Here is a 23,891-nt window from a genome sequence, read left to right as displayed (position 1 = left end):
GCCTGCCAGCTGTGGAAATCCGGTAGTTGGTCTTTTTTTTGCATGAAAGGAGCAGCATCCCCCTTGATTCTTTCGATTGCAGGATTTGCTGTGTTATTTATAAAAAACAACGAAAACATCTGTATTCGGTGATGATTTTATGATAAGATACACCATAAGAAGATACGATCAAAGGAAGTAAAAGGTATGAAAAATAAGGGGAAAGCTTATCGAAAGCTGTATTTATCTTATGGCTTTATTTTTTTAATCCCAATTTTCATGGGAATTTTATTTTATTTTTATGCTTATTATATTGCCAAGGAACAGGCGGATACCTCTAACCGAAGCTTGATCCAGACAGTGAAAAATACCTGTGACAGGGAGCTGGGGAATTATGAGAATATTTTGACACAATTGGCTCTTAATAAGAACGTGCAGCAATTGTCCGTGGTGAAGGGGGAGTTTCGGCCTGACAATTCCTACCAGCTTTATACGATCCAGAATGAAATTATGGATCTTAAAGTAACGATCAATAAAAACGGAGATTATTGCAAAGATATCATGGTTTATTTTAAGAACTGTGACAAAGTGGTTTCTTCCTTTGGAAACATGGATTTTTCCATGTATAGTGATCTTTATTGTTTTGGAGAGGAAGATAGAAAATCAGCTGAAGTCTTAAAAGAACATCTGTCAGAATATCATTTTCGTGATGCAATCCAAATGAATTCCAAATGGACTCAGGGAAGACCTACCCTTCTTTTGACAATGAACAATTTAAAAGGGGAATTTGGAGAATCCTCTGCAATGATCGTAATCTGGCTGGATATGGATGCTTTAAACAGCAGCATTGAACAGGCGTCCTGGGAATCAGGTCTGGATTGGCTGATTATAAACGAGAAAAATCAGATCATGAACAGATCGGAAGATTATTCAGGCATTGGAATCCGATATGACCATCTGAATGAGGATGGGGATCAGAAAATAACGTGGAATGGGGAAAATTATATTATACGCACTGTATTTTCCCGTGTATTTAATTGGAAATATGTTCTGCTCATGCCTGAGAGAATGATAAGCGGCTCAGCAGGGAAAATGCAGAATATTTTCGTGATTGGCATATTTATCTGTCTGTTTACCGGTTATTGGGCGGCATCCAGGATGATGAAAATTAACTACAATCCCTTAAAGGTTCTGATGGAGGTGTTCCGGAAACACGACGATACCCAGGAAGTATTTGTTGACAATGAATATTTGTATCTGGAGAAAAAGGCTATTTCACTGCTGGCAGAACGGTCAGATTTTAAGCAGATGGTGAGCAGGAGCCAGGAAGTGGTAAAACAGTATTATTTAACGGATCTGATGATAAACTCCTATGAACAAAGTAAAGAAACACCGGATCGTGAAGCAATTATCAGGAGATTCCGGGAAGAAAGCAACCTTGTACTGCTTTTCACAGTAAAGGGCACTTCCATGCGGGAGGGAAGCCAGGCAGAATACATACAAATTAACAGTCTGAGAAAATTCATTATTGGAAATGTATTTGGAGAAGGAATTGCAGGCAGCTTTTCTTATGAAAAGGTGGAGCTGGGTGATACCGTTGCAATGATTGTCAATATACCTGACACTGCTGCCGGATATGATGAGAGTCTGGAGGAAATCATAGATGCAATGCAGAAATATATTTATGAGAATTTTGGATTTATGACGGTGGTATTGGCGGGAGAAGCTCATAGGGGACTGGAGGGAATTCATTTATCTTATATGGAAGCAAGAGAAGCAGAGGAATTTGTGACTGTTCTGGATCCTGAATATATCAGTTATCGGGAAATTAAAAACAGTTCCCATAAAAAATACGATTATCCAACGGACCAGGAACTGCGAATCATTGCAGCGATCAAAAACCGTAACAGCGTTTTGGCTTCTTCCTATATCAATAAAATTCTGGATGCCAATTATCTGGAAAATAAAGCATCTCTGGATATGTTAAAATGCCTTCTCTATGATTTAATGGGAACCATTATGAAAGGAGCCCAGGAAACAGGGGAAATTTCCGGTGATGATTTAGGATTAAAGGGTATTTCTGTAAAAATGCCTCTTGAGAAAATCAAGGAAACATTTGGGGAAGCAATTGAGAAATTGTGTAAGTCTTCTGGAAATTCCAGAGAATACGGACAGAACCAACAATTGTGTGAAAAGATTCAAAAGTATATTCAGGAGAATTTCAGTGATCCTGATTTAAATATTTCTCAGACAGGACTGCATTTCCATATGACTCCTGCTTATCTTTCCTCCATTTATAAAAAACACACAGGCGAAAGCCTCTTAAAGGCCATCAATCAGAAACGGACCGATGAGGCTGAGAAATTGCTGGCAGAGGGAATTAACGTGGTTGAGGTAGCTGAGAGAGTAGGCTTTCGGGACTGCTCCACATTTATCAGAACTTTCAAGAAATTTACGGGAGCAACGCCTGGGCAATTAAAAAGCGGGCGGTAGGGATTCGATAAATTGTAAATAAATTTTAGTTTTAGTCAAGAAAGGTTGATGAAATCGTGCGATTTTGTCAACCTTTTTAAATATTTGAATATATAAAATGCCCATTGAACCATGTAGAATGTAAAAAGCAAATGCAATGCGAATAAAAAGAAGGAGGAAGATTTATGAGGAAATGTTTTAGAAAACCGGTTGCTGTATTGGCAGCCATGGCGACTGTTGCCTCTCTGCTGGCAGGATGCGGAAGCAAAACAGGGGGGACTTCAAGTACAGGCGGGGAGACAAAGGAAACATCAAAAGCTGCAGAAGGCAGTTCTAATGCCAATGCAGGAGGTGAGGTGTCTTATCCCCTGGCTGACGGAGGGGAGCTTACCTATTGGCTTCAGCTGAATACCAACGCATCAGCTAACTTTACTAATTTAGGTGAAACGGAATTAGGAAAGGCTTTACAGGAGCAGACTGGTATTACAATCAAGTTCCAGCATCCTGCGGCAGGCGCAGACCAGGCAAAGGAACAGTTTAATTTGATTGTTGCTGACGGAAATCTTCCTGATATTATGGAATGGCAATGGGTAAAAATGTATCCGGGCGGTCCGGAAAAAGCGATCAAGGATGGAGTGATCATTCCTTTAAATGATATTATTGACCAGTATTGTCCCAATCTTAAAAAATATCTGACAGAAAACCCTGATGTAGATAAGATGATCAAGACAGATGACGGGAACTATTTTGCATTCCCATTCATTCGCGGCGAAGATAAGCTGCGTTATACGGTAGGTGGGTTCATTCGTAAGGATTGGCTTGATGAACTGGGGCTTGAGGTGCCGAAAACCGTTGATGAGTGGCATACCGTATTGACTGCATTTAAGGAAAAGAAGGGCACTGAGGCTCCTATCAGCTTTGACTGGGCCAATTTCAAACAGTCCAATCCAATTGCATTTGCCTATAAGGTCGGCGCTGCTAACTCCACATGGTTTATATTGGATGATGGGGGAAAGGTCGCTTTTGCACCAGCTCAGGCTGAATATAAGGATTATTTAATGACAATGAACCAGTGGTATCAGGAGGGACTGATCGATAAGGATATTGCAACCCTTAATGGTGATCAGGTAACGGCAAAGATGACCAGTGATAAATCAGGTGCTTCCGTAGGCTGGGCAGCAAGCCGTATGCAGGTGTTTATGACAAGTGCACAGAAGACCAATCCTGATTATCTGCTGGTTCCCACACCAATTCCAACTTTAGAAAAGGGGGCCGCACCTGAATACGGATATATGGAAAATAAGTTCCCTGATGTGGCAGCAGCCATTACCTCCAGCTGTAAAAATGTAGAACTGGCAGCCAGGTTATTGGATTACGGTTATTCTGATGCAGGGCACAATTTGTTTAACTATGGCATTGAAGGTGTTTCTTATGAGATGAAGGATGGAAAAGCCGTTTATTCGGATTTGGTTATGAATAATCCGGACGGCTGGCCTCTGGCACAGTCCTTGTCAAAATACATACGTGCGAATTATAATGGACCATTTGTACAGGATTTAAACTATCTTGAGCAGTATTTACAGCTTCCCACTGTTAAGGATTGTCCAAGTGTATGGGAAGTTCCAAATGCAGGCAAACATACTGTTCCCAACATCACTCCAACCCAGGAGGAGTCCAAGGAACTGGCCACTATTACAAATGAGCTTAATACTTATGTAGATGAAATGACCCTTAAATTCATCTTTGGTACAGAAAGCTTTGATAAATGGGATCATTATATCCAGACTTTAAAGGATATGAAACTGGACCGTGCACTTGAGATTGAGAACGCAGCTTTAGCGCGTTATGAAGCCAGATAATTTGGTTGATTTTCAATTCAAGCGGATATTCGCAATCCGCAAATACGGCCGGGCGATTGCATAGTCAGTCCCCGGCTGTTTTCGGATCAAAGTTTTCGGGTCAGGTATTCAGATGAAAGGAAGGGATGGAAGGAATGAGGGGAAATTCGTTAAGCTATAGGATCAGGAAAGATTTACAGAGAAACTGGACTTTATATCTGCTGGTGCTTCCTGTCCTTATTTTTTATGCTGTTTTTATGTATAAACCTATGTATGGTGCAATGATTGCATTTAAAGATTTTACTCCTGCCAAGGGAGTCTTTGGCAGTGAATGGGTGGGGTTTGAAAACTTCACCAGATTTTTTACAAGTCCTTATTTTGGAAGGCTTTTGAAAAACACGCTGCTGTTAAGTATTTATAGTATTATTTTTGGGTTCCCGGCTCCTATTATTCTGGCCCTTTTGCTGAATGAAGTGAAAAACGGAAAGTTTAAGAAGGTTTCCCAGACAATTACCTATTTGCCCCATTTTATTTCGCTGGTAGTTGCCTGCGGTATGATCAAGGACTTCTGTCTGACGACCGGTCTTTTTAATGATATTATCGCGCTGTTTGGAGGAACGCGGAATCCTCTTCTTCAGGATCCTGCAAATTTCCGTACAATATATACAGCTTCCAGTATCTGGCAGGAGATCGGCTGGGGATCGATTATTTATCTTTCGGCTTTATCCGGTGTAGACAGCCAGCTATATGAAGCTGCATCCATTGATGGTGCAGGAAAATGGAAACAGCTTCTCAACGTAACCTTGCCTGGAATAGCACCTACTATTATCATCATGCTGATCTTAAGAATGGGTTCTCTGATGAGCATGGGATATGAAAAGACGATTCTCTTATATAATCCGTCTACTTATGATACTGCAGATATTATTTCTTCCTATGTATACCGTGCAGGTCTGATTGAACAGGATTGGAGTTATTCGACTGCAATTGGTCTGTTTAATTCTGTGATCAACTGTGTTCTGTTGTATGTTACCAATAAAATCTCTAAAAAGACAACGGAAAACAGCCTGTGGTAAAGGAGGAGAAAGATGAAAGTTAAAATTTCCCGCGGAGAGAGAATATTTCATGTTATTAATTATATTGTTTTGACCATCATTGCATTGATCTGCTTATATCCCATGTGGTTTGTGGCTATGGCTTCCTTCAGCAACAGCAGCCGGCTGATGTCGCATTCGGGATTTTTATTAAAGCCTTTGGGCTTTAATCTTCAGGCATATATGAAGGTATTTGAAAACCCTATGATTTTGAAGGGTTATGTAAATACCCTGTTTATTTTGGTAGCAGGTGTTGCCCTGGATTTGGTAATGACTTCGCTGGCCGCTTATTTCTTTTCCAGAAAGGGTGTGATGTTTAAAAAGCCTTTGATGCTGTTTGTGCTGTTTACTATGTTTTTCTCAGGAGGTATGATCCCGTTTTATCTGAATTTAAAGGATTTGCATTTGATCAACAGCAGATGGGGACTCATCATTCCTTTTATGATCAATACTTATAATATGATTATTCTAAGAACATCCTTTGAATCCATTCCTGACAGCTTAACAGAAGCAGCCAGAATTGACGGGGCCGGTCATATTACCATTCTGTTTAAAATCATCTTGCCCCTGTCTAAAGCAATTATGGCGGTTATGGTTTTATATTACGGCGTTTCCATATGGAATGCATGGTTCTGGGCGTCTGCGATTTTAAGAGACCGGGAATTATATCCCCTCCAGGTTATTTTAAGGGAAATCCTCATATCCAATGATTTACAGGCGATGAACGGAGGCGCGGGAGCTGATGCGGAGGCTATTGCACAGAGCATTAAGTATGCCACGATCATGGTGGCTACTGTTCCGATTCTGTTCGTATATCCATTTTTACAGAAATACTTTACAAAGGGAGTTATGATTGGAGCTGTGAAGGAATAAAGAAAACAAATATTTGACGGTGTGAGGAGGAACGGTATATGCAAACAATAGAAGAGCTGTTACAACACAAGGAAATAGATGATGGAATGCTGGAAGCTGCCTATGATAAGGCAGCAGAACTGATTAAAAAAGCGACGGAGCAGTTTACGGAACAATTTCCTCAGGAAGCCAGTGTGAATAATTTTTACCAGAAGGGAACCAACTACGAATGGACACCTGGCTTCTGGACCGGTGAAGTATGGCTGGCTTATGAGAAAACAGGGGATGAAGTTTTACGAAATACAGCTGAAATTGAAGTAAAGGATTTTTACAGAAGAATCAGGGAAAAGGAAGGTGTGGACCACCATGACATGGGATTTTTATATTGTCCCTCCTGTGTGGCTGCATACAAACTTACAGGAAATATAACAGGTAAGGAAGCTGCCATTATGGCAGCAGATAATCTGATGACAAGATTTAATGAAAAAGGTCAGTTTTTTCAGGCCTGGGGAAAGCTTGGGGAAGAGAACAATTACCGTTTGATTATAGACTGTCTGCTTAATATGCCTCTGCTTTTCTGGGCAGGTGAGGTGACCGGAGAGGAAAACTACATAAAAAAAGCGGAAGCGCATATTAAAACAGCAATGAAAAATATTATTAGGGAAGATCATTCCACTTATCATACCTTTTTCTTTGATATTGAAACAGGAGAGCCTAAAAAGGGAGTCACTCACCAGGGCTATCGGGATGGTTCTGCCTGGGCAAGAGGGCAGGCATGGGGAATTTACGGAACTGCACTTGCTTATAAATTTCTTAGAGATGAGGAATATGCTGATATTTTCTGCAAAATAACGGATTATTTTCTGGAGCATTTGCCTGAGGATATGGTTCCTTACTGGGATTTTGACTTCAGTGACGGAAGTGATGAGCCGAGGGATTCTTCTGCAGCGGCAATTGCAGCCTGCGGTATGCTTGAAATGAGCAAATTTCTTCCAAAGGAAAAAACAGAATATTATACAGGGATGGCGAAAAGGCTTTTGTATGCACTGATCAGGGAATGTGCGGTGACGGATCCGGCTGTATCCAACGGACTTCTGCTCCATGGGACCTATGCAAAAAGTTCTCCATATAACACATGCCCAAACCACGGAGTTGATGAGTGCGTACTTTGGGGCGACTACTTTTATATGGAGGCATTGACCCGGCTTTCAACAGATTGGGAGCCATACTGGTATTAATGGAGAATAGGAAATGACAATCGGACAATATTTTGACAGACCGGATACTCATTATTTTGTACCTGATCCGGAGAATTCAGCCTGTTACTGCAAAGAACACTGGAAGGAAGATGTAGAGCATATTTTACGGATTGCAGATGAGGTATGTGAAAATACATTTCTGTTTGATTTAAACTGGGATATGGAACGTACCTATGAGCCTGTGGTATTTTCCGGGGAAATTGACTGGGGTTATATGCCTTCCGGTGATCCGGAATTTGTCTGGCAGTTTAACAGACACCGTTTTTTTATTTGTCTGGGGCAGGCCTGGCAGCTGACCGGAGAAGAAAAATATGTAACATGCTTTTTGCGGCTGACTGATGACTGGATGGGAAGGGTTTTGCTGGAGGATAAGACAGAGATGGGACCGTGGCGCCTGTTGGAGACAGGACTGCGGGGGGAGACCTGGACGAAAGCGATCCGATATTTTAAAGACAGCAGCTTAATTACAGAGGACTTTTTAGACAGGTTTGCAGGATCACTGCGGCTTCATGGAAAAAGGCTGGTGGAAAAGGGCGGAGACGAAAGACTGCAGAGCAATTGGTGTATTCTGGAGAACAGCGGGCTTTTTGAGATTGCAATGGGACTTCCTCAAAACGATGAAACAAGGGAGTGGGCTTCCATTGCTTTGGAGCGAATTTATAAGTCAATTAAGGTACAGATTTATAAAGACGGCAGCCAGTGGGAGCAATCCCCTATGTATCACAATGAAGTATATCACTGTCTGTGCTGTGTAATTTTTCTTGCAAGAGCCAATGGGATATTATTGGAGCCGGAATTAGAGGAAACTGTCCATTCCATGGCAATGGCAAATGTTATCTGGAAAAAACCAAACGGTCATCAATTCACTCATGGAGATTCTGATGACACGGATTTACGGGATAAGATCACCATGGGAGCCTGGTTATTCCAGGATCCTGTCTTAAAATGGTGCGGTTTTAAGCTTATGGATTATGAAGGATCCTGGGATTTCGGAAGGGGTGCCTGTGCTGGTTATGCCCTTCTTCCTGCAAGAGAACCGGATTTTATATCAGCATATCTGGAGAACAGTGGAAATTATTATTTAAGGGAAAGCTGGGAAAGGAATGCAAACCTTCTTCATTTTACATGCGGTGCAATGAGTACAGGTCATTGCCATGGGGATAAAATGCATGTGGATCTAGTGATCAATGGAGAAGATGTGCTGGTTGACGGCGGCAGAGCGACTTATATGAACGTTCCGCTTCGTTTTACTTTAAAGGATAATCCGGGCCATAATACCACGACGGTAGATGGGGAATCCTTTACTGCGTTTAAAGATTCCTGGTATACGGATAAGCTTTCTCTGCCTGTAAACAGAACATACAGGGCCGGGGAGACTGCAGAATTTGTGCAGGGAGGTCATCTTGGATTCATAAAAAAGGGTATCTTTGTGAATCGGCGCATTATCTGGATTAAACCAGATATTTATCTGATCAACGATCAGTTTTATGGAGAAGGAGTACATGAATACAGGCAGTATTTCCATTTTGCACCGGAAGGAGAGGTTTTCACAGAAACAAATCTGGTGACTTTCCGGGGAAAAGAGACCAGTGTATTTCTGAATTTTTTAACAAAAGATGCCGTACTTGAAAAAAACAGGGGGGTGACCTCAAGACATTACAATCAGTGGGAAGAAAATGATACAGTTACCGCAGTTTTGAAAAAGGAAGGGTTTGCCAGTATGATTACAGTCATAAATGGAGGGAGTTCTTCTGGGGCAGAACCTGCTGAAGTGAAGTTTGTGGATACAACCAGTCACACCCTTCATAAACCACTGGAAGAAAGCGAAGCCCAGTCAGTAAAAATCACTGTGGGAAAACGAAGCTATGTTGTAATTCTCTGCAATGATGAGGTCTTCCATACTTCAGATGCAGTGATTGCAGATGAATGCTTTGCTGTGGGGAATGTCTGTGTTTTTAACGTCAGTGACAGGAAAAAAGGGGAAAGGCTTTATGCAGGGGAAGTACTCCATGTATAAATAAACTGGATAATCGGAAGTGTGGGAAAAGCATAAAAATGAAGCTGTTGCTCCGGCAGATCATGAAATCTGCCGGAGCAACAACCCCCTTTTGTAAAAAATTATTTGCAGAACTGAGAAATTAAATCTAATAAATCGCTTAAGTTACATGAGCTGAAATCAAAAAACATATACGTAACCTCCTCATTTATTTACTTTTTTTGGAACAAGATCATTGTAACACTTATGTAACAGAAATGTAATATATAATAAATGGAATCAAAAGCAGTAATTGGCAGATTAAACGGAGTGGATTTGCAGGGGGAACCGGTCAGTGATCAGGCTAATGTATTATAAATGCTTGTATATTTGAAAGCTTGATGTTGATAGTTGACAGGATATATAGTATTCTGTTCATAAAGATTAATTGTAAATGGGAAGGGAGAATTTAATTGGATATCAATAATACAGATCAATTACCTGAACAGTATATTTGGAAGGACGCTGTTGGTTTGATTACAAAGTCTTTGGGGGAGGCCGCGGGAAGTCAAAAGATTTATGTGAATATTGACTATGTTCCACCCAGGGCATACAGCACAAAATATCACAGTCACTCACAGCAGGAAGAGTTTTTTATGATCCTCTCCGGAACAGGAACTTTACGTATTAATGAGGAGGAGAAGACTGTTAACCAGGGAGATTTCATAGCAAAACCGGCAGGGGAAAATATCGCCCACACATTTTATAATTCCGGCGGTGAGACCCTGGTTATTCTGGACATTGGGACGAATGAAAAGGAAGATACTTGTTATTATCCTGATGATGATATGTATATGCAGAAATCTAATGGGTCAAGGCGGATATTTAAAGGAACGGATCTGGATACTTCATGGCTTCCGGAGCCGAATCCGAAAGGCTGAGGTTTAGCCTGGATCTGAAAAGCTGAATTGGGGATAAGCTGGAAAGGAAGGAGTAAAAATGATCACAATATTCAATCGAAAAGAATTGATAATGACTTTTGAGATGAAAAAGCAGGCTGAGGTTCGGGAACTGTTGGCCCGGAATCATATTCCTTATTCCATCAGGGTGATCAACAGAAAAAGCCCCTCCCTTTTTGGTGCAGGTTCCAGGGCACGAACCGGGACGTTTGGGGAAAACCTGCAGCTGGAGTATGAATATACTATTTTTGTCAAAAAGGCAGATTATGAAAAGGCAAATGCCATTTTGAACGGAAAAATCAAGTGATTAAACCGCTTAAAAAGATTACCAGTGTTTGTGATCCAACAATGATAATATAATTCTGGACTGAAAGGGCAAAGGTCTTTTCCTTGATCTGTTCCTTTTTAAAGCGGCGGATATTTTTATGAACAGGAATAAAGGTGAGCAGTGCCGCCAGGCAGACCGGAGACAAAAGCTTCATCGCTACAGACGCCGCCCATGTCAAATAAGTAACATAGTATAGCCCGGCAAAAACAAACAGCGCTTTTTTGCCTAAAAAATAAGAAAGGGTATACCGCCTTACTGCAATATCCTTTTCCAGATCGCAGATATTGTTCGCCAGCATAATGTTGGCTGTGGCGCAGATTGGACCTGCTGAAAACAAAAGCAGGAAAAACGCGGGCGCAAGGTTTAGATTCAATTGAATTGTATGCCAATCCACCGTCAAAGTCACAAAGGTTCCGGACGGCATGTTCATGTAAAGCATCAGAAAAGGAATGAACAGACCATAAAACAGCCCTGAAAAAATCTCTCCCAGGGGTAAACGGGAAATGGGAACCGGCCCCCAGGTGTAGAACACGCCGCAGAGAAAGCACAACCCGCCCAGCAGCAGGACGACAAGATCCGTACGGTACGCCAGGGTAAGGCCTAAAACAGTGCTTACGCCAAACAGCAGATAAATGATGTGTTTTGCCATGCTCCTGGGAAAAGGAAGCTTCTGGCCGTTGGTTTTGGTGTCAATATAGTTATTGATCGCGGTCGTAGTCAGGTCGAACAGAAACATGGAGCCAAAAAACAGAAGTGTGCGCTCTGCATTTACCGGCTGCCTGCGGTAAAACAGGTAAGCCAGAGACATGAGAAACGGAAGCAGGCTTGTAATTTTAGTGCGTATTTCAACAAATTCAAGAAATTTTTTTACATTGGAATGTTGGTTCACTTCCATAGTTTTTGTTTGCATAACTTTCCTCTTTCATTTATTCATTTAAACGGGTATGGTGAGAGCGTTCTTACCTCAACAGACAGTTTCCGGAGCAGCTATTTTTATAAAAAGTCAAAAAATTATCCTACCCAATACAAAAGAAATTATGTCCGGATAGGGTAGACCTTGATTCAATCGTGGATACAGTTGTGCTTGACAATATTATAACAATGCTGGCAGGAATAGTCAAATTCATTTTCCAATTCAAAAACAGATCCGCGTTTTTCAATATACGAAAAATACGGACCTGTTTTTGAACTATCTGTTTTTTAATAGGAAAAACACATTTAATAATGATCCTTTCTTAAAATATGTTTGCACCCCATATAAGTCAGTCCAAAATATACGCCGTAAATGACAACAATAAATAATGCCGGAATTAGAACGGTATCCATCACATTCACACGCCCCAAGGCCTTCATTACATCATTTACAGCCGTAAGCCCAACAATGGAATGAGCAATGCCAAGTATAAAGGGCAGTAAAAAATAACAGAGTATTTGTACAAACAATGCATTGTCCAGCATTTTCTTTTCGGCACCCAGCTTCCTTAACAGCGCATAACGTTCCTTGTTATCCGCTGCCTGGGCAAGCTGCTGTATTGCAAGGATCGCTGCGCAGGCAACCATAAACACAATGCCAAGATAAATGGCTAAAAAGGATATGATGGCTTTCATGGCAATGGATGAGGCATAGATATCTTCTCTGCTTGAATAGTACCAAAAGCTCCTTTCCTGGTAATCCTCACTGTTACTATACTCATTTAATTTTTCCTGCAGCTCCTTTGATCCTTCCCCAAATCTGCATACCATGTTAAGTACATGATCCGGCGACTGATCAAGAATTTCAGCAAACGCGTCATTTACAACGAATGTGATACCGGAATCACTGTTGGAAAGTTTTATGTTTTGTACCTCCCCCTTTGACTGGAGTGTTTTATCCCCAAGAGAAATTGTTACTTTTTTGTCAAGGAATTGCTGTGCAATATCCTGGTAAATGTCACCGGAAGCAATGATGAAATACTCATTTCCAGGAAGATCGTTTTTTTCTTTTTCCTGCATTTCTAAAAACTTCTGGTAATCAGAAAACATAACAAAATCAAGTACACGCTTCCCTAAATCAAAAGACAGGGAAGAATATTCTATGGGGAAATCCTTGTAACGAAGGTCCCCGCGGTAAATGCTGTATTCATGGCTTATGGCATCAATGCTTTTGATTGACAAAGGCAGGCTTTCGTATATGGTTCCATGACTTCCCTCCTCATTACTTCCATAAAAGCTGACATCATAGGGAGCTGTCTTCTTTAAATCGGCTGACAGAATATTTTTCATGCTGTAACCGGTTGAAAAAATACCGATTACCAAAAGCAGCACAATGCTTATCACGGATATGGATATAAAATTTGTGTTGATCTTACTGGTGAGCTGGCGGGTTACAAACATGGTCAGGTTTTTATAATACAGCTTTTTATTTGATTGTACCAGCTTGGTCAGTATTCCTGAAAGAGAAAAGAAAAACAGTAACGAACCAACCGTTCCTAAAACAATGGAACAGAGGAAGATCTGATTGATGTTAATGATTCCATTTTTCAAAACCAATACATATGCGGTTCCTAAGAAAATAATGGATATCAGGAAAATCAGTACAGATAATCTGGTGCTCCTGATTTTTAAGCTTTCATTTTTCCGGCCTCCATAAATTAAATCAATCAGTTTATAATTGCTGATAGCAATTGTATTAAAAATAATCACTGTCAAAAAAATAACTGCGAAATAAAAGATACTTTTTACCGCTGCATCTGGAGAAAATATGAATTTATAAGCTGTCATATCCGCCTCAAATATTTTGGCAGTGAACACAGACATAAACTGGGAGCCAAAAACACCGGTTACCAGACCTGCAATTAAAGCAAGGAGGCCCATGAGAAATGTTTCAAGTACAAGAATGGCAGAAATTTTGCCTTTACTCATCCCCAGAGTCATGTAAATCCCCATTTCTTTTTTTCGCCGCCTGATAAAAAAACTATTTGCATAAATGATCAAAAAGCCCAGGATCACCGCAACGAATACGGATATGACCGATAATATCTTCTTAAGGGCGATCATGGAATCGCTGACTATTTCCGTCACCACCATGATGTCCTGCTGCGCGTAGATGGAGTTGAACATATAGAAAATAGAAACACCAAACACAAGAGTAAAAAAATATACCGTGTAGTCCTGCATGCTTTTTCCGACATTTTTAAATACAAGCTTAGTCAGCACTTAAATCACCTCCAAGAAGGGCCATAACCTCCATAATCCGGTCAAAGAATTCCTTACGTGATTCCTCTCCCCGGATAAGCTCATTAAACAGCCTGCCGTCTTTGATGAACAAGATGCGTCTGCAATAGCTGGCAGTAAAAGCATCATGGGTTACCATCAGAATGGCAGCATGAATCTGTTCGTTTAGGTTTTTAAAGCTTTCCAGAAGCATCTTTGCAGACTTGGAGTCCAAGGCCCCGGTAGGTTCATCAGCTAGAATCAGGCTGGGATTTGTAATGATGGCTCTTGCTGCGGCCACACGCTGCTTTTGACCGCCTGACATCTGATACGGATACTTATTCAATACCTCCGTGATGTTTAAAAGAGAGGCAGCCTGGTGGATCCGCTCATCCATATCCTCTGCAGGAGCTTTCATAATTGCCAAAGCCAGGGCAATATTTTCATGGGCAGTGAGGGTATCAAGCAGGTTAAAGTCCTGAAAAATAAAGCCAAGCTTTTCACGTCTGAACTTTGATAAGGCCTCTGCTTTCATCTCAGTGACATCAGTTCCGTCAATATAGATATGCCCGGAAGTCGCATCATCAATGGTGGAAACGCAATTGAGAATGGTAGTCTTTCCGCTGCCTGATGCCCCCATGATCCCGATATATTCTCCTTCTGAAACATTAAAGCTGATATTGTCAACAGCCTTTGTTACATTCCCTTTGTTACCGTAATATTTCTGAAGGTTCTGAACCTTTAAGATTGTATTCATGGTGTCCATCCTCTCCTCTAATATTTAGAAATAATATAGGCTAAAATCGTAAAAATATAAATATGGGCCGGATAAAAAGCATAAAAGAAATATTTCATTCCACGGCCCTTCTGCTTATTGTAAAGCAGCATAATTGGTAAGGCAAATACCATACACCACTGAATATTATGCAAAAACATGCTCTCCACACCGACCTCGGGGTTATAACCCATTGCAAAGACCAAAAGGCTGAGCAGAAAATAAAATATACCTATTTTCTTTTTATCCTGGTTGCATAAATATAATCCAACGCCTAAAGCAACCAGTACAATGCCGCCTTCACAGAATAAGAGGGAGGGAACAAAGAGCATGATTCCTCTTGTTATAATAAATAATCCGGGATCAGACATGGCTGATAATAGGATAATACTGCTGAAAACAGGAATAAGCATTAAAATTATATACTGGAGAAACGGACGGTTCTCTTTCCTGCATATGGAAATCCGCTGAATACTGAAAATAATCAGGCATATGATAAATAACGTAGAAAAAATATTATTTATGATAATTCCACCATTAGGCAACGGGAAGTAACTGTTAATCAGATCATTGCCAAAGCCCATAAATACAGATCCGATCCATAAACGCATTAAGTATTTTACCGGATTTCTGGTATATCTCATGCCATTAGCCGTAGCAAAGATGAATAGAGGAGCCGATAGTCTGCCCAGTATTGTAAACCACAGCGGAATTGGGAAAACACCTGTAAAAGCATAGTGAATGTGATCGAATACCATAAGCACCAAAGCTATTATTTTAATCTGAAAACTATTGAATCCTTTTTGTATCATTTATGATCTCCTTTTCTTTACTAACTTATATCTGCTACGCCGGAATTACTTTATAAGCATTGGGATTATATTTATTCGGACTCTTAATTGTCCATACAAGCGCCTTGATCTGCGTGATTGTCAGCTCTAAAGGCTCAACACCGTAATAGTGATTCGCCGCCTGTTTCAGTCCATAGCATCCTTCCCCGTAGTAAGCAATATTACAATAGAGCTCCAGTATTTCATCCTTTGTAAGATCTTTTTCCAGGTGAAAAGCAACAAATAATTCTGCCACCTTCCGCTCATATTTCTTTTCAAAAGAAAAGTACATATTTTTTGCAAGCTGCTGGGTGATCGTGCTCCCCCCTTGCACAAAGCTTCCCGCAATCACATTGTTAACCATGGCTCTTGCTGTAGCAATGGGATCAAAGCCAAAATGATAATAAAAACGTTTGTCTTCTGATTTTAACACCTGCTCTTTATATCCATCCGGTATGTCTTCAAATGTAATATAACTTTTTTGTTGTTTAAGCTCCTCAATTCTATCCGGCACGCTTATGGCTTCTGTTGCAGTCTTATACATTTCATATCCGGCAGAAACCATAGGAGATATTTTTACAATACCCATGAGGAAGCTGATGACAGCAAGTAACAACATACTGATACCGATTGTTTTATTTTTCATCAAAATTACTCCTTTCGTGGTTTGCTTCCTCAGTATACCAGGGAACGAATCATGGAACCATAGATTTTACTTACGGCAAACGAACAAATTTGTAAGATAAAAGGGCTCCGCTTTAAAATAAGCGGAACCCTTTACTGCAGGAATGACTGCCTGTCTTTTGGAAATGTTATTTTAATTGTAGTACCATGGCCCATGGAGGACTGGACTTCTAATCCCAGATACATCTTATTGCAGAGTTCTTTGCAAAGGTATAAACCGATCCCCGTGGATTTGGCAAAAGCTCTTCCGTTTTCTCCCGTAAATCCCTTTTCAAACACTCGCCCCAGGTCTCCTTCAGAAATTCCAATTCCATTATCCCGAATAAAAAGAATCATATTTTCCTGGTTTTCTGAAGCAAAAAACCATAGGGTCAAAGCCTCTTTTTTATATTTGATACTGTTTGCAATGATTTGTCCAATAATAAAATCAAGCCACTTTTCATCGGCATAAACCGAATAATCAAGATCATCCAGTTTCACTATAGCACCGCACCCTATGAGCTGTTTTGAATGTTTCTTTACAGCGGCCTTCACCAGGCTGTTAAGAGAAAGCCTTCTGATGCTGTAGTCAGCTGCTACATTTTTGCTTCGGGCATAATAAAGAGCCTGTTCAATATAAGAATCCACCCGTACTGTTTCCTCGGATATTCTCTTTGTGATGTCATTGCGGTTATTCCGACAGATAAGATCGATACAGGATATAGGGATCTTTATCTCGTGGATCCATGTTTCAATATATTCCTGGTATTCATCCTGGGATATTTTATAGGAGGCAATTTCATCGTTCATGGCTTTTGTAACCTGCTTAAGAACCTCACATAAAACCTCCGCTTCGGCAAAATCAGGATCTTCTAATAAGGAAGCAATATACTGCTTTTGATCCATTGACGCCAAGGTTTTATTTAATCGATTATAATATCTGCTGCGTAACAGGTATTCGTGTGCCAGCGCAACAAAAGATGTTATGACAATGGTCATGCAAATAAGTATCATTGCATAGCGGCTGATATGATAGACATCTAACAGCACAACTAAAAAGAAAATGATAAAGCCCTGCGCCAATAAAAACAGAGTTTTATCTTTTAAAAAGCTGGAAAACTTCATATCATATACCCTTGCCCACGTTTGGTCTTTATAAAGTCTGCTGCACCGATTTCTTCAAGTTTCTTACGCAGACGGTTGACATTAACGGTCAGTGTATTGTCATCGACGAATTCGTCCGACTGCCAAAGCTCATCCATTAATTCATCACGGGAAACGATGCTGTTTGCATTTTGCATTAAAACAGAAAGGATGCGCAATTCATTTTTAGTGAGCTCAGCCTCTTTGCTTTCGTAATATACCGTGCTTTTTGCCATGGATAATGTTAAGCCCTTATATTCTGCTTCTGATAAATAATTCTTCTGGTTGGTGCGTTTGAGTATGGCTCCGATCCTGGCAAGCAGGATCTGAATGTTATAGGGCTTTGTTATAAAATCATCTGCGCCCAGGTTCATGCTCATCAGCTCATCCATATCATTGTTGCGGCTTGTCACAACCATGATCGGCACATCCGATATCCTGCGGATCTCCCGGCATACGTGATATCCGTCATAATAAGGAAGATTAATATCAAGCAAAATCAAATCTGCGTTTGAATCCGTTGCTTCTGATATAATATTTTTAAAGTTATCACTTGTTTCACAAGAATAATTATAGCTTTCAAGCAGCGAGATCAATTCTGTTCTCAGAACGATATCGTCTTCAATGATAAATAGCTTCAAATTAATAATACCTCCTGCCATTTTTCTGTTGTAGGGCTTATGTATTGATTATATATTGGGGGTGGGGGGATTGCAAGTGAATTGGTGTGGCTGTAAAACCGGTGCTGCTTGCTATTGGTACTAAAATGGTACTAAAAAGTATGCGGATAATTTGTGATGTTCCGTTTCTGCAAAAAGCAATTTAGCAATAAATATTGCCGATTTTTATTTTATAGCCATATTCATATAAGACATACTGATGTCATAATTCATATGATATACTGATTTTACCAAACAATACAGGAGGGAATGGGATGGAAGAATTTTATGCAGGAGAAAGAGAAAAGGTGTTTAGAAGAATGCCGACTCATTGCGGAGATGATACTTGTTCATCCTGTGTGATAGCAGGAGATTATATTTATTTAGCTCATCACGGAGGGGGTCAGGACAAGGAAGACATTGAATATCAGATGAGAAAAACATTTGAAAGTATGCAAAATACACTGGCAGCTGCTGGTGCAACCCTTGATGACATGGTAAAGGTGAATTTGTACTTAAAAAATATAGCGGATTTCCGCAAAGCAGCTGATGTGTTCAGGGAATATTTTAAGAATGGCGCACCTGCAAGAATGACAACCACAACAGAGTTTGTCGGAGAGACATGTTTATGCCAGATGGACGGCGTCGCATATAAGAGGGAATAATTATTAATTAGGAACATGTAACAAATGATCAGCATTTGGTTCAATTAATTATTTGAAGCGTCAGGTTCAGAAGGCCATTATCTGAAGCTTACAGGTTAATGATAAAGAGCAATGATATAGGGGGAACAGGGCGAAAATTTAACCGAATCAAGTAAGTCCCCCACTTCAAATGCGAAAAGCATTAAGTGGTGGGTGGGGATTTGCTTGTGTCAGGTGGAGTACAAGATCCACCTGACAGGCAGAGACAGCTGCTATTCGGTTATGCCCGATAAAGCGGGGCAGGGCCTCCCCCACACTATCGGGGACGCCGTGAGCAATTAGCGAAGCGGATTGCGAATATCCGCTTGACATCACACAAGACAGTATCACCTGCTCAAGCTGCAGACACTTGCTTAAATGCTGTAATGGAAGCGCTTATTTCGTATGATTATTCCACGCTTTTAAGCGATGAAACCATATCAATACTTTTGAATTTTCGGCCCATCACATAATTCACAAGCATGGTAAACCCAAGAATAAAGGCAAAGCCTGCCACAGTGCTGGGCATGGTAATCATTGGCATGATTTCCAAGTCCGGCGTGGTTGCCTGGGAAAGAATAATACGCAGCAGCAAGGAACCCACAACATAGCCAAAGGGCAATCCAAATAAGGTGATCCAAACATTTTCGCGCAAGACCAGGCGTTTCATTTCCTTTCTATAAAACCCTAAGACTTTCAGCGTTGCAAGTTCGCGGTTTCTCTCGTAGTAGTTCATTCGTCCAAGCACCATCATAACGGCAAAAGCCAGTAAGCCGGAAAACAAGATTAAGATCATTTGAAAAGATTGCAGCGTTTCCAAAACAATGAGCATATTGCTGCGCATTTCTTCCCTGGTTTCAACCAGGGAAATCCTGGGGTCGTCTTTCAGCTTGTTAAGGTCAAGATCCTGCCCGCTGATCAGCAAAGTTCTCACAAGAAAAGGCAGATCGGATACTTTTTCAAAGGCCTTTTTGCCTATATAAATCTCATTGCCCACAGGAAAATTCACAATGTCTGCCACTGTAAGTGTAAGTACCGTTCCATCAAGCCGTTCGGCAGCGAGTTTGTCTCCGGCCTCCACGGACAGTGCCTGGGCCATTCTGGGAGTAATCAACACTCCATTTTCCGGCAAGTACATTTTGTATCCTTCCATATCTCTAAAATCAAGGCTTTTTTGCCCTTCATCCATAACAACAAGATAAGGATTCTGCATACTGCCGTTTTTTCCAGACAGATAGACGCCGAATGCCATTGTTTCATCAACATTTTCTGCCCTGTCTAAAACAGAATAAATATCGGAAAGCTGTTCCGGTGCCAAAGAGGTTCGCAGTTTTATCTCCACATGATACCGTACCGTTTCGTTAAATGCTTTATTGAGCATAGCATTTATAGAATTCATCAGTCCAAAGCCGCATAGAATCAAAGCTGTTGAGCCGATGATGCCGGCAAGGCCCATAACCATCCTTGCTTTATTACGAAACAGGTTTCTTGTGACGATTTTTCCGCTGAAACTCAGTCTGCGCCAAAAGGGTGAAACTCGTTCCAGCAAGATACGGTGACCCTGAGCCGGAGGTCTGGGACGCATTAATTCCGATGGCATAGACTTTAATGATTTGTGGCAGGAGAGTACCGCCGCACCGCCAGTAACCGCTGCCACACAAACTACTGACAGAAAAAAGTGAGGTGTAAAGGCCTTTACTCCGGTTGGCTCTATCGAGTAATAGGTAATTCCCACACCATAGAGAAATTGTGCAATCATATACCGTGCAAGAACCCATCCTAACCCCATGCTGGAAATGGTGATCAGCCCTCCAAACAGCGCATATCTGCCCATGATCTCCTCTTTGGAGAAGCCTAAAGAGCGCAGCACCCCTAAATGCTGGCGCTGGTTCTCCATCATGCGGGAAACAGTGATCCAAGTGACAAGAGCCGCCGTCAGAAAAAAGGCAATGGAAAACAGCAGTCCGATTTGTTTTACCCCGGTCATTGCATCAGCCACTTTACGGTAACTTGTCTGATGGTGGCGGCTGAGAATATTGGCTCCTTCCATTACTTCGTGTACCTGATTTGAAATTTTCTCTTGTGAAGGAGGGGTCTCCTTATCAACAGTGAAAATAACTTCATTATAAGCCGAATTCGGAAAAGAAGCTGCGTTTGTATAAGCAAACCCATATTTGTGATAGTCCGGAACCGTCAGACCTTCCGGCGCGTAATATACATATTCCGCATCCCGTACAATCCCTTTGATCAGCCATTGCATTTGCCCCTGGCTGCCTTCGGTTACTATCGTATCGCCCACCCATAAGTTGTGGGCTTCTGCAAAACGGGTGTCAAGCAAAAGAGTATTTGTTTCATCACTGTCAAGAAGACTTCCGTCCAGCAGCTCCGGGACATTAATAGCTGCGGCTTCACCGGTGGCATGAATGTGCAGAATTGCATCCGAAACGCCGGACAAGGTTAAGTCAGCCGTTTTGCGCCGTTGGGCCTCCTGGATCTGATCCAGAGACCGTATGTTATTAAGGTCGGCATCAGAAACTTCGGTTTTGTAAATCCAATAATCAGCGAGCTTGGAGCGTTCGTAATATTGGGAAACTTCTCCTTCAACCGTACTGACATATAGATGAATTCCGCTGAAGAGAGCAATTCCTAGAGAACAGATACATACAATGGCAAGAAATGACCAGCGATTCGCCCCAATATCCCGGAAGATCTTTTTTTGCAGCATCGTTACCATTTGATTCCCTCCAGATCCCCAGGATTTTCCTCAGTTGTTTCCCGGATGACTCTGCCATTTTTCATTTCAATCAGTCGGTCTGCGATAGGAGCCAGCAGAGAGTTATGGGTGACAATCAACACTGTTTTCCCCATCTTCCGGCTGATATCGGACAAAACCCTGAGAACAGTTTTTCCTGTTTCAGTATCCAATGCGCCGGTCGGCTCATCACAAAGAAGCAGATCCGGGTTTTTACAGATTGCTCTGGCAATGGCGACACGCTGTTGTTCACCGCCGGAAAGCTGGGCGGGGAAATTATGGATTCTGTCCTTCAGCCCCACAATCCGCAAAGCTTCCTCCGGTTCGAGGGGGGATTTGCACACCTGCCTGGCAAGCTCAACATTTTCTGCGGCAGTCAGATTTGGTATCAGATTATAAAACTGAAAAACAAACCCGATTTTATAGCGCCGGTAATCAGTAAGTTCCAAATCATTCATTGTTGTGATATCATTGTCCGCAAAAAGAATTTTTCCGGATGTAGCGGTATCCATACCGCCCAATAAATTAAGCACAGTGGTCTTTCCTGCGCCTGAAGGTCCGAGCAGAATGCAAAGCTCACCGTTCTTAACCTGAAATGACACATCATTTGCTGCATAAATAGTGACATCTCCCATTTGATATTCCTTTTTTACGTTTTCAAAACGAATGTCTGCCATTGCTGATACTCCCTTCAAATTATGAACTTTGATTATGATTATAGTTCATATATTACCGCCTCTTGTTTGACTTGTCAAGCAGCTTGTGATATATTATTTACGAATAAGGTTTATATAGTTCATATGTTAGGGAGGGAAATCCTTTGGACGGTTTTGAGAAAAGAAGAAATGATAAGAAAAAAGCCATTATGCAAATGGCTTTGGAATTGTTTGATCAATATGGATTCAATAAGGTGACAATGACAGAAATTGCTGATAAGGCTCATGTGTCCAAAGTATCCATTTACAATTTCTTTGAAAGTAAGGATAATTTACGGCGTATCATCATAAAAAATATGCTGAATGAAAGCATAGAGAAGATCAAGGATTTAATTGATAAGGATGAAAGTTTTTCCGATAAAATTGAAGAGTATATCCAAATACGAACATGGTATTATGGCAAATACAGCCTGCAGTTCTTTTTTGAGGCCATAGAAAACGATCCGGAACTTGAGGTATATTTAAGTGAATTTAACTCCACCAGCAAACAGCTATTATTGGATTTTATTGAAAAGGGAAAGCATTCCGGTGTTTTTTCACAGAATGTTTCCAATGCCGCTATTGAAATTTATATTGATATGATTCAGACCTATTTGATGCACAACAAAGAAATCCGCAACAGAATAGAGCGCAATCCCGAATTGGTGAGAGAAATCAATATGCTGTTTTTGGATGGTTTAATTCGGGGGAGAAACATCTAGAAGATCGTTTTTCATGCTTTGTTTAAGATTAGTATCAAGGCAGATGAGGAAAAATGGCAGTGATATAAGTTAGATCATCTGGAGCTTGTTCAGAAGCCTCGTAATGGGCATGCTGAATAAGCTCTTTTTTTGATTATATAAAATGATTTCATTGCCGGCATATTAGTTTTTACTTCCTCCAAACCGTATTTTTTTTCTTGTACCAATCTTTTGAAAATATACTTTTTTCTTATTATTTTCTTGAAATTTCCCTTGGTTTGAATTGATTTATATCATAATATTAATCAATGGCTTAACATTTACAGCTATTCCTTTTTATCGTTGACACCCCAAGGTCATTTCCGTATAATGCAAGAAATTGATCACCTGACCAAAAAAGGGGAGAATGCTTATGAAGACAACTAATCGGGAATCAAAAGAATGCAGGGGCCTTTCCACCGAAGAAAGGATACTGGATGCCGCGCTTGATATCATTCAGGAAAAAACAATAGGTGGGCTGAGAATCAGACAGGTGGCAGAAAAAGCCGATGTGGTTCAGTCCAATATCCAATATTATTTCATCAGCAAAAAAGGTCTTCTCCTTGCTGTCCAGAAAAAAGTCTTAAACCGCTACCGTGAAATTCGTCAGCATTCCATCAGCCTTCTAAAAGCCGAATCCCAATTGTCTCTTGAAGATCACTTAGGCATCTTCATAAATCAAAAGATATATACCATCCGAAAAGAAAAGAAATATGATGTTGCAGAGTTGGATTTCTGGAACCAGTCCCGTCTGGAACCTGACATGCACCGGGAATTCTGCCGTTCCTTCGAAAGCTGGCGCCAGGAAATCCGCGATATGATCAGTCATTATGCGCCAGAAATGCCTCCCATAAAACAGAAGCTGCTTTCCGGCATTACAGTCTCCCTGCTGGAAGGAGCTGCGATTCAGATTCTGGCAGATAAGCAGGCGTTTGATCTGGATTTATATTTTGCATACTGCAAGGAAATCCTGATAAAGGAAATCAAAGGATAGGAGGATTCC

Annotated in this window: 20 protein-coding genes; 11 read left to right on the top strand and 9 right to left on the bottom strand. The window is 41.0% G+C overall.

All coding sequences use genetic code 11. The annotated features are described in order from the left end of the window. Positions 1-186: 186 nt before the first annotated feature. From K401_RS0104330 to K401_RS0104290, 8 genes are all read left to right on the top strand, one after another. A complete protein-coding gene (locus tag K401_RS0104330; RefSeq protein ID WP_024291809.1) occupies positions 187-2,472 on the top strand; it encodes a helix-turn-helix domain-containing protein in 2,286 nt (761 codons plus the stop codon). A 164-nt stretch (positions 2,473-2,636) separates the two neighbouring features. Next, entirely contained in the window at positions 2,637-4,310 is a 1,674-nt protein-coding gene (locus tag K401_RS0104325) for a type 2 periplasmic-binding domain-containing protein (protein WP_024291808.1), read from the top strand. A 134-nt stretch (positions 4,311-4,444) separates the two neighbouring features. Then, positions 4,445-5,365, top strand: a complete 921-nt coding sequence (locus K401_RS0104320) for an ABC transporter permease (RefSeq protein WP_024291807.1) — start codon at positions 4,445-4,447, stop codon at positions 5,363-5,365. Positions 5,366-5,377: 12 nt separating this feature from the next. After that, positions 5,378-6,256 carry a carbohydrate ABC transporter permease gene (locus K401_RS0104315; protein ID WP_024291806.1) on the top strand — a complete coding sequence of 293 codons (879 nt, stop codon included), beginning with the start codon at positions 5,378-5,380 and terminating at the stop codon, positions 6,254-6,256. A 38-nt stretch (positions 6,257-6,294) separates the two neighbouring features. Continuing rightward, positions 6,295-7,473 carry a glycoside hydrolase family 88 protein gene (locus tag K401_RS0104310; protein ID WP_024291805.1) on the top strand — a complete coding sequence of 393 codons (1,179 nt, stop codon included), beginning with the start codon at positions 6,295-6,297 and terminating at the stop codon, positions 7,471-7,473. Between the two features lie 13 nt (positions 7,474-7,486). Beyond that, positions 7,487-9,511 carry a heparinase II/III family protein gene (locus tag K401_RS0104305; protein WP_024291804.1) on the top strand — a complete coding sequence of 675 codons (2,025 nt, stop codon included), beginning with the start codon at positions 7,487-7,489 and terminating at the stop codon, positions 9,509-9,511. Positions 9,512-9,942: 431 nt separating this feature from the next. Beyond that, complete coding sequence (locus K401_RS0104295; protein ID WP_024291803.1) at positions 9,943-10,410, top strand: cupin domain-containing protein; 468 nt, start codon at positions 9,943-9,945, stop codon at positions 10,408-10,410. Between the two features lie 58 nt (positions 10,411-10,468). Then, the gene (locus K401_RS0104290; RefSeq protein WP_024291802.1) at positions 10,469-10,735 is read left to right on the top strand and encodes a hypothetical protein; all 267 of its coding nucleotides are present in this window, start codon (positions 10,469-10,471) and stop codon (positions 10,733-10,735) included. Here the strand turns inward: K401_RS0104290 and K401_RS0104285 are convergent. The 7 genes from K401_RS0104285 to K401_RS0104255 all read right to left on the bottom strand — a co-directional run bounded on the left by K401_RS0104285 (position 10,728) and on the right by K401_RS0104255 (position 18,006). Further along, a complete protein-coding gene (locus K401_RS0104285) occupies positions 10,728-11,666 on the bottom strand; it encodes a UbiA family prenyltransferase (RefSeq protein ID WP_024291801.1) in 939 nt (312 codons plus the stop codon). The two genes, K401_RS0104290 and K401_RS0104285, sit on opposite strands and share 8 nt — an antisense overlap. Positions 11,667-11,974: 308 nt before the next feature. Beyond that, entirely contained in the window at positions 11,975-13,951 is a 1,977-nt protein-coding gene (locus K401_RS0104280) for an FtsX-like permease family protein (RefSeq protein ID WP_024291800.1), read from the bottom strand. Continuing rightward, on the bottom strand, positions 13,941-14,705 hold the full coding sequence (locus K401_RS0104275) for an ABC transporter ATP-binding protein (protein WP_024291799.1): 765 nt from the start codon (positions 14,703-14,705) through the stop codon (positions 13,941-13,943). Before K401_RS0104275 ends, K401_RS0104280 begins: the two co-directional genes overlap by 11 nt. Before the next feature lie 17 nt (positions 14,706-14,722). Then, entirely contained in the window at positions 14,723-15,535 is an 813-nt protein-coding gene (locus tag K401_RS0104270; protein WP_024291798.1) for a TraX family protein, read from the bottom strand. Positions 15,536-15,569: 34 nt separating this feature from the next. Continuing rightward, positions 15,570-16,199 carry a biosynthetic peptidoglycan transglycosylase gene (locus tag K401_RS0104265; RefSeq protein WP_024291797.1) on the bottom strand — a complete coding sequence of 210 codons (630 nt, stop codon included), beginning with the start codon at positions 16,197-16,199 and terminating at the stop codon, positions 15,570-15,572. A gap of 131 nt (positions 16,200-16,330) precedes the next feature. Continuing rightward, a complete protein-coding gene (locus tag K401_RS0104260; protein ID WP_024291796.1) occupies positions 16,331-17,341 on the bottom strand; it encodes a sensor histidine kinase in 1,011 nt (336 codons plus the stop codon). Beyond that, a complete protein-coding gene (locus K401_RS0104255; protein ID WP_334291486.1) occupies positions 17,338-18,006 on the bottom strand; it encodes a response regulator transcription factor in 669 nt (222 codons plus the stop codon). Before K401_RS0104255 ends, K401_RS0104260 begins: the two co-directional genes overlap by 4 nt. A gap of 287 nt (positions 18,007-18,293) precedes the next feature. On the opposite strand from K401_RS0104255, the gene K401_RS0104250 reads away from it, so the two are divergent. Continuing rightward, positions 18,294-18,683 carry a RidA family protein gene (locus K401_RS0104250; RefSeq protein WP_242842293.1) on the top strand — a complete coding sequence of 130 codons (390 nt, stop codon included), beginning with the start codon at positions 18,294-18,296 and terminating at the stop codon, positions 18,681-18,683. A gap of 427 nt (positions 18,684-19,110) precedes the next feature. On the opposite strand, the gene K401_RS32265 is transcribed toward K401_RS0104250, so the two are convergent. Beyond that, positions 19,111-21,435: an ABC transporter permease gene (locus K401_RS32265; RefSeq protein ID WP_024291793.1), complete on the bottom strand. Its 2,325-nt coding sequence runs from the start codon at positions 21,433-21,435 to the stop codon at positions 19,111-19,113. Next, positions 21,429-22,130 (bottom strand): ABC transporter ATP-binding protein, encoded by a 702-nt coding sequence (locus K401_RS0104240; RefSeq protein WP_024291792.1) that lies wholly within the window; start codon positions 22,128-22,130, stop codon positions 21,429-21,431. Before K401_RS0104240 ends, K401_RS32265 begins: the two co-directional genes overlap by 7 nt. A gap of 143 nt (positions 22,131-22,273) precedes the next feature. On the opposite strand from K401_RS0104240, the gene K401_RS0104235 reads away from it, so the two are divergent. Together K401_RS0104235 and K401_RS31725 are read left to right on the top strand one after the other, a co-directional pair. Further along, positions 22,274-22,870, top strand: coding sequence for a TetR/AcrR family transcriptional regulator (locus tag K401_RS0104235; RefSeq protein ID WP_024291791.1), 597 nt, complete (start codon positions 22,274-22,276; stop codon positions 22,868-22,870). Positions 22,871-23,261: 391 nt separating this feature from the next. Continuing rightward, positions 23,262-23,882 carry a TetR/AcrR family transcriptional regulator gene (locus K401_RS31725; protein ID WP_051464007.1) on the top strand — a complete coding sequence of 207 codons (621 nt, stop codon included), beginning with the start codon at positions 23,262-23,264 and terminating at the stop codon, positions 23,880-23,882. The last annotated feature ends 9 nt before the right edge of the window (positions 23,883-23,891 follow it).

Source organism: Lacrimispora indolis DSM 755 (assembly GCF_000526995.1).
Lineage (GTDB): Bacteria > Bacillota > Clostridia > Lachnospirales > Lachnospiraceae > Lacrimispora > Lacrimispora indolis.
This window is presented reverse-complemented; position numbering and strand designations above follow the sequence as displayed.

Bases quoted from the DNA above. Each gene is read 5' to 3' on its own strand.
- K401_RS0104310 (WP_024291805.1), top strand. From the start codon at position 6,295: ATGCAAACAATAGAAGAGCTGTTACAACACAAGGAAATAGATGATGGA.
- K401_RS0104265 (WP_024291797.1), bottom strand. From the start codon at position 16,199: ATGAAAAATAAAACAATCGGTATCAGTATGTTGTTACTTGCTGTCATC.
- K401_RS0104275 (WP_024291799.1), bottom strand. From the start codon at position 14,705: ATGAATACAATCTTAAAGGTTCAGAACCTTCAGAAATATTACGGTAAC.
- K401_RS0104325 (WP_024291808.1), top strand. From the start codon at position 2,637: ATGAGGAAATGTTTTAGAAAACCGGTTGCTGTATTGGCAGCCATGGCG.
- K401_RS0104290 (WP_024291802.1), top strand. From the start codon at position 10,469: ATGATCACAATATTCAATCGAAAAGAATTGATAATGACTTTTGAGATG.
- K401_RS0104320 (WP_024291807.1), top strand. From the start codon at position 4,445: ATGAGGGGAAATTCGTTAAGCTATAGGATCAGGAAAGATTTACAGAGA.
- K401_RS0104250 (WP_242842293.1), top strand. From the start codon at position 18,294: ATGGAAGAATTTTATGCAGGAGAAAGAGAAAAGGTGTTTAGAAGAATG.
- K401_RS0104330 (WP_024291809.1), top strand. From the start codon at position 187: ATGAAAAATAAGGGGAAAGCTTATCGAAAGCTGTATTTATCTTATGGC.
- K401_RS0104315 (WP_024291806.1), top strand. From the start codon at position 5,378: ATGAAAGTTAAAATTTCCCGCGGAGAGAGAATATTTCATGTTATTAAT.
- K401_RS0104305 (WP_024291804.1), top strand. From the start codon at position 7,487: ATGACAATCGGACAATATTTTGACAGACCGGATACTCATTATTTTGTA.
- K401_RS0104270 (WP_024291798.1), bottom strand. From the start codon at position 15,535: ATGATACAAAAAGGATTCAATAGTTTTCAGATTAAAATAATAGCTTTG.
- K401_RS0104285 (WP_024291801.1), bottom strand. From the start codon at position 11,666: ATGCAAACAAAAACTATGGAAGTGAACCAACATTCCAATGTAAAAAAA.
- K401_RS31725 (WP_051464007.1), top strand. From the start codon at position 23,262: ATGAAGACAACTAATCGGGAATCAAAAGAATGCAGGGGCCTTTCCACC.
- K401_RS0104260 (WP_024291796.1), bottom strand. From the start codon at position 17,341: ATGAAGTTTTCCAGCTTTTTAAAAGATAAAACTCTGTTTTTATTGGCG.
- K401_RS32265 (WP_024291793.1), bottom strand. From the start codon at position 21,435: ATGGTAACGATGCTGCAAAAAAAGATCTTCCGGGATATTGGGGCGAAT.
- K401_RS0104240 (WP_024291792.1), bottom strand. From the start codon at position 22,130: ATGGCAGACATTCGTTTTGAAAACGTAAAAAAGGAATATCAAATGGGA.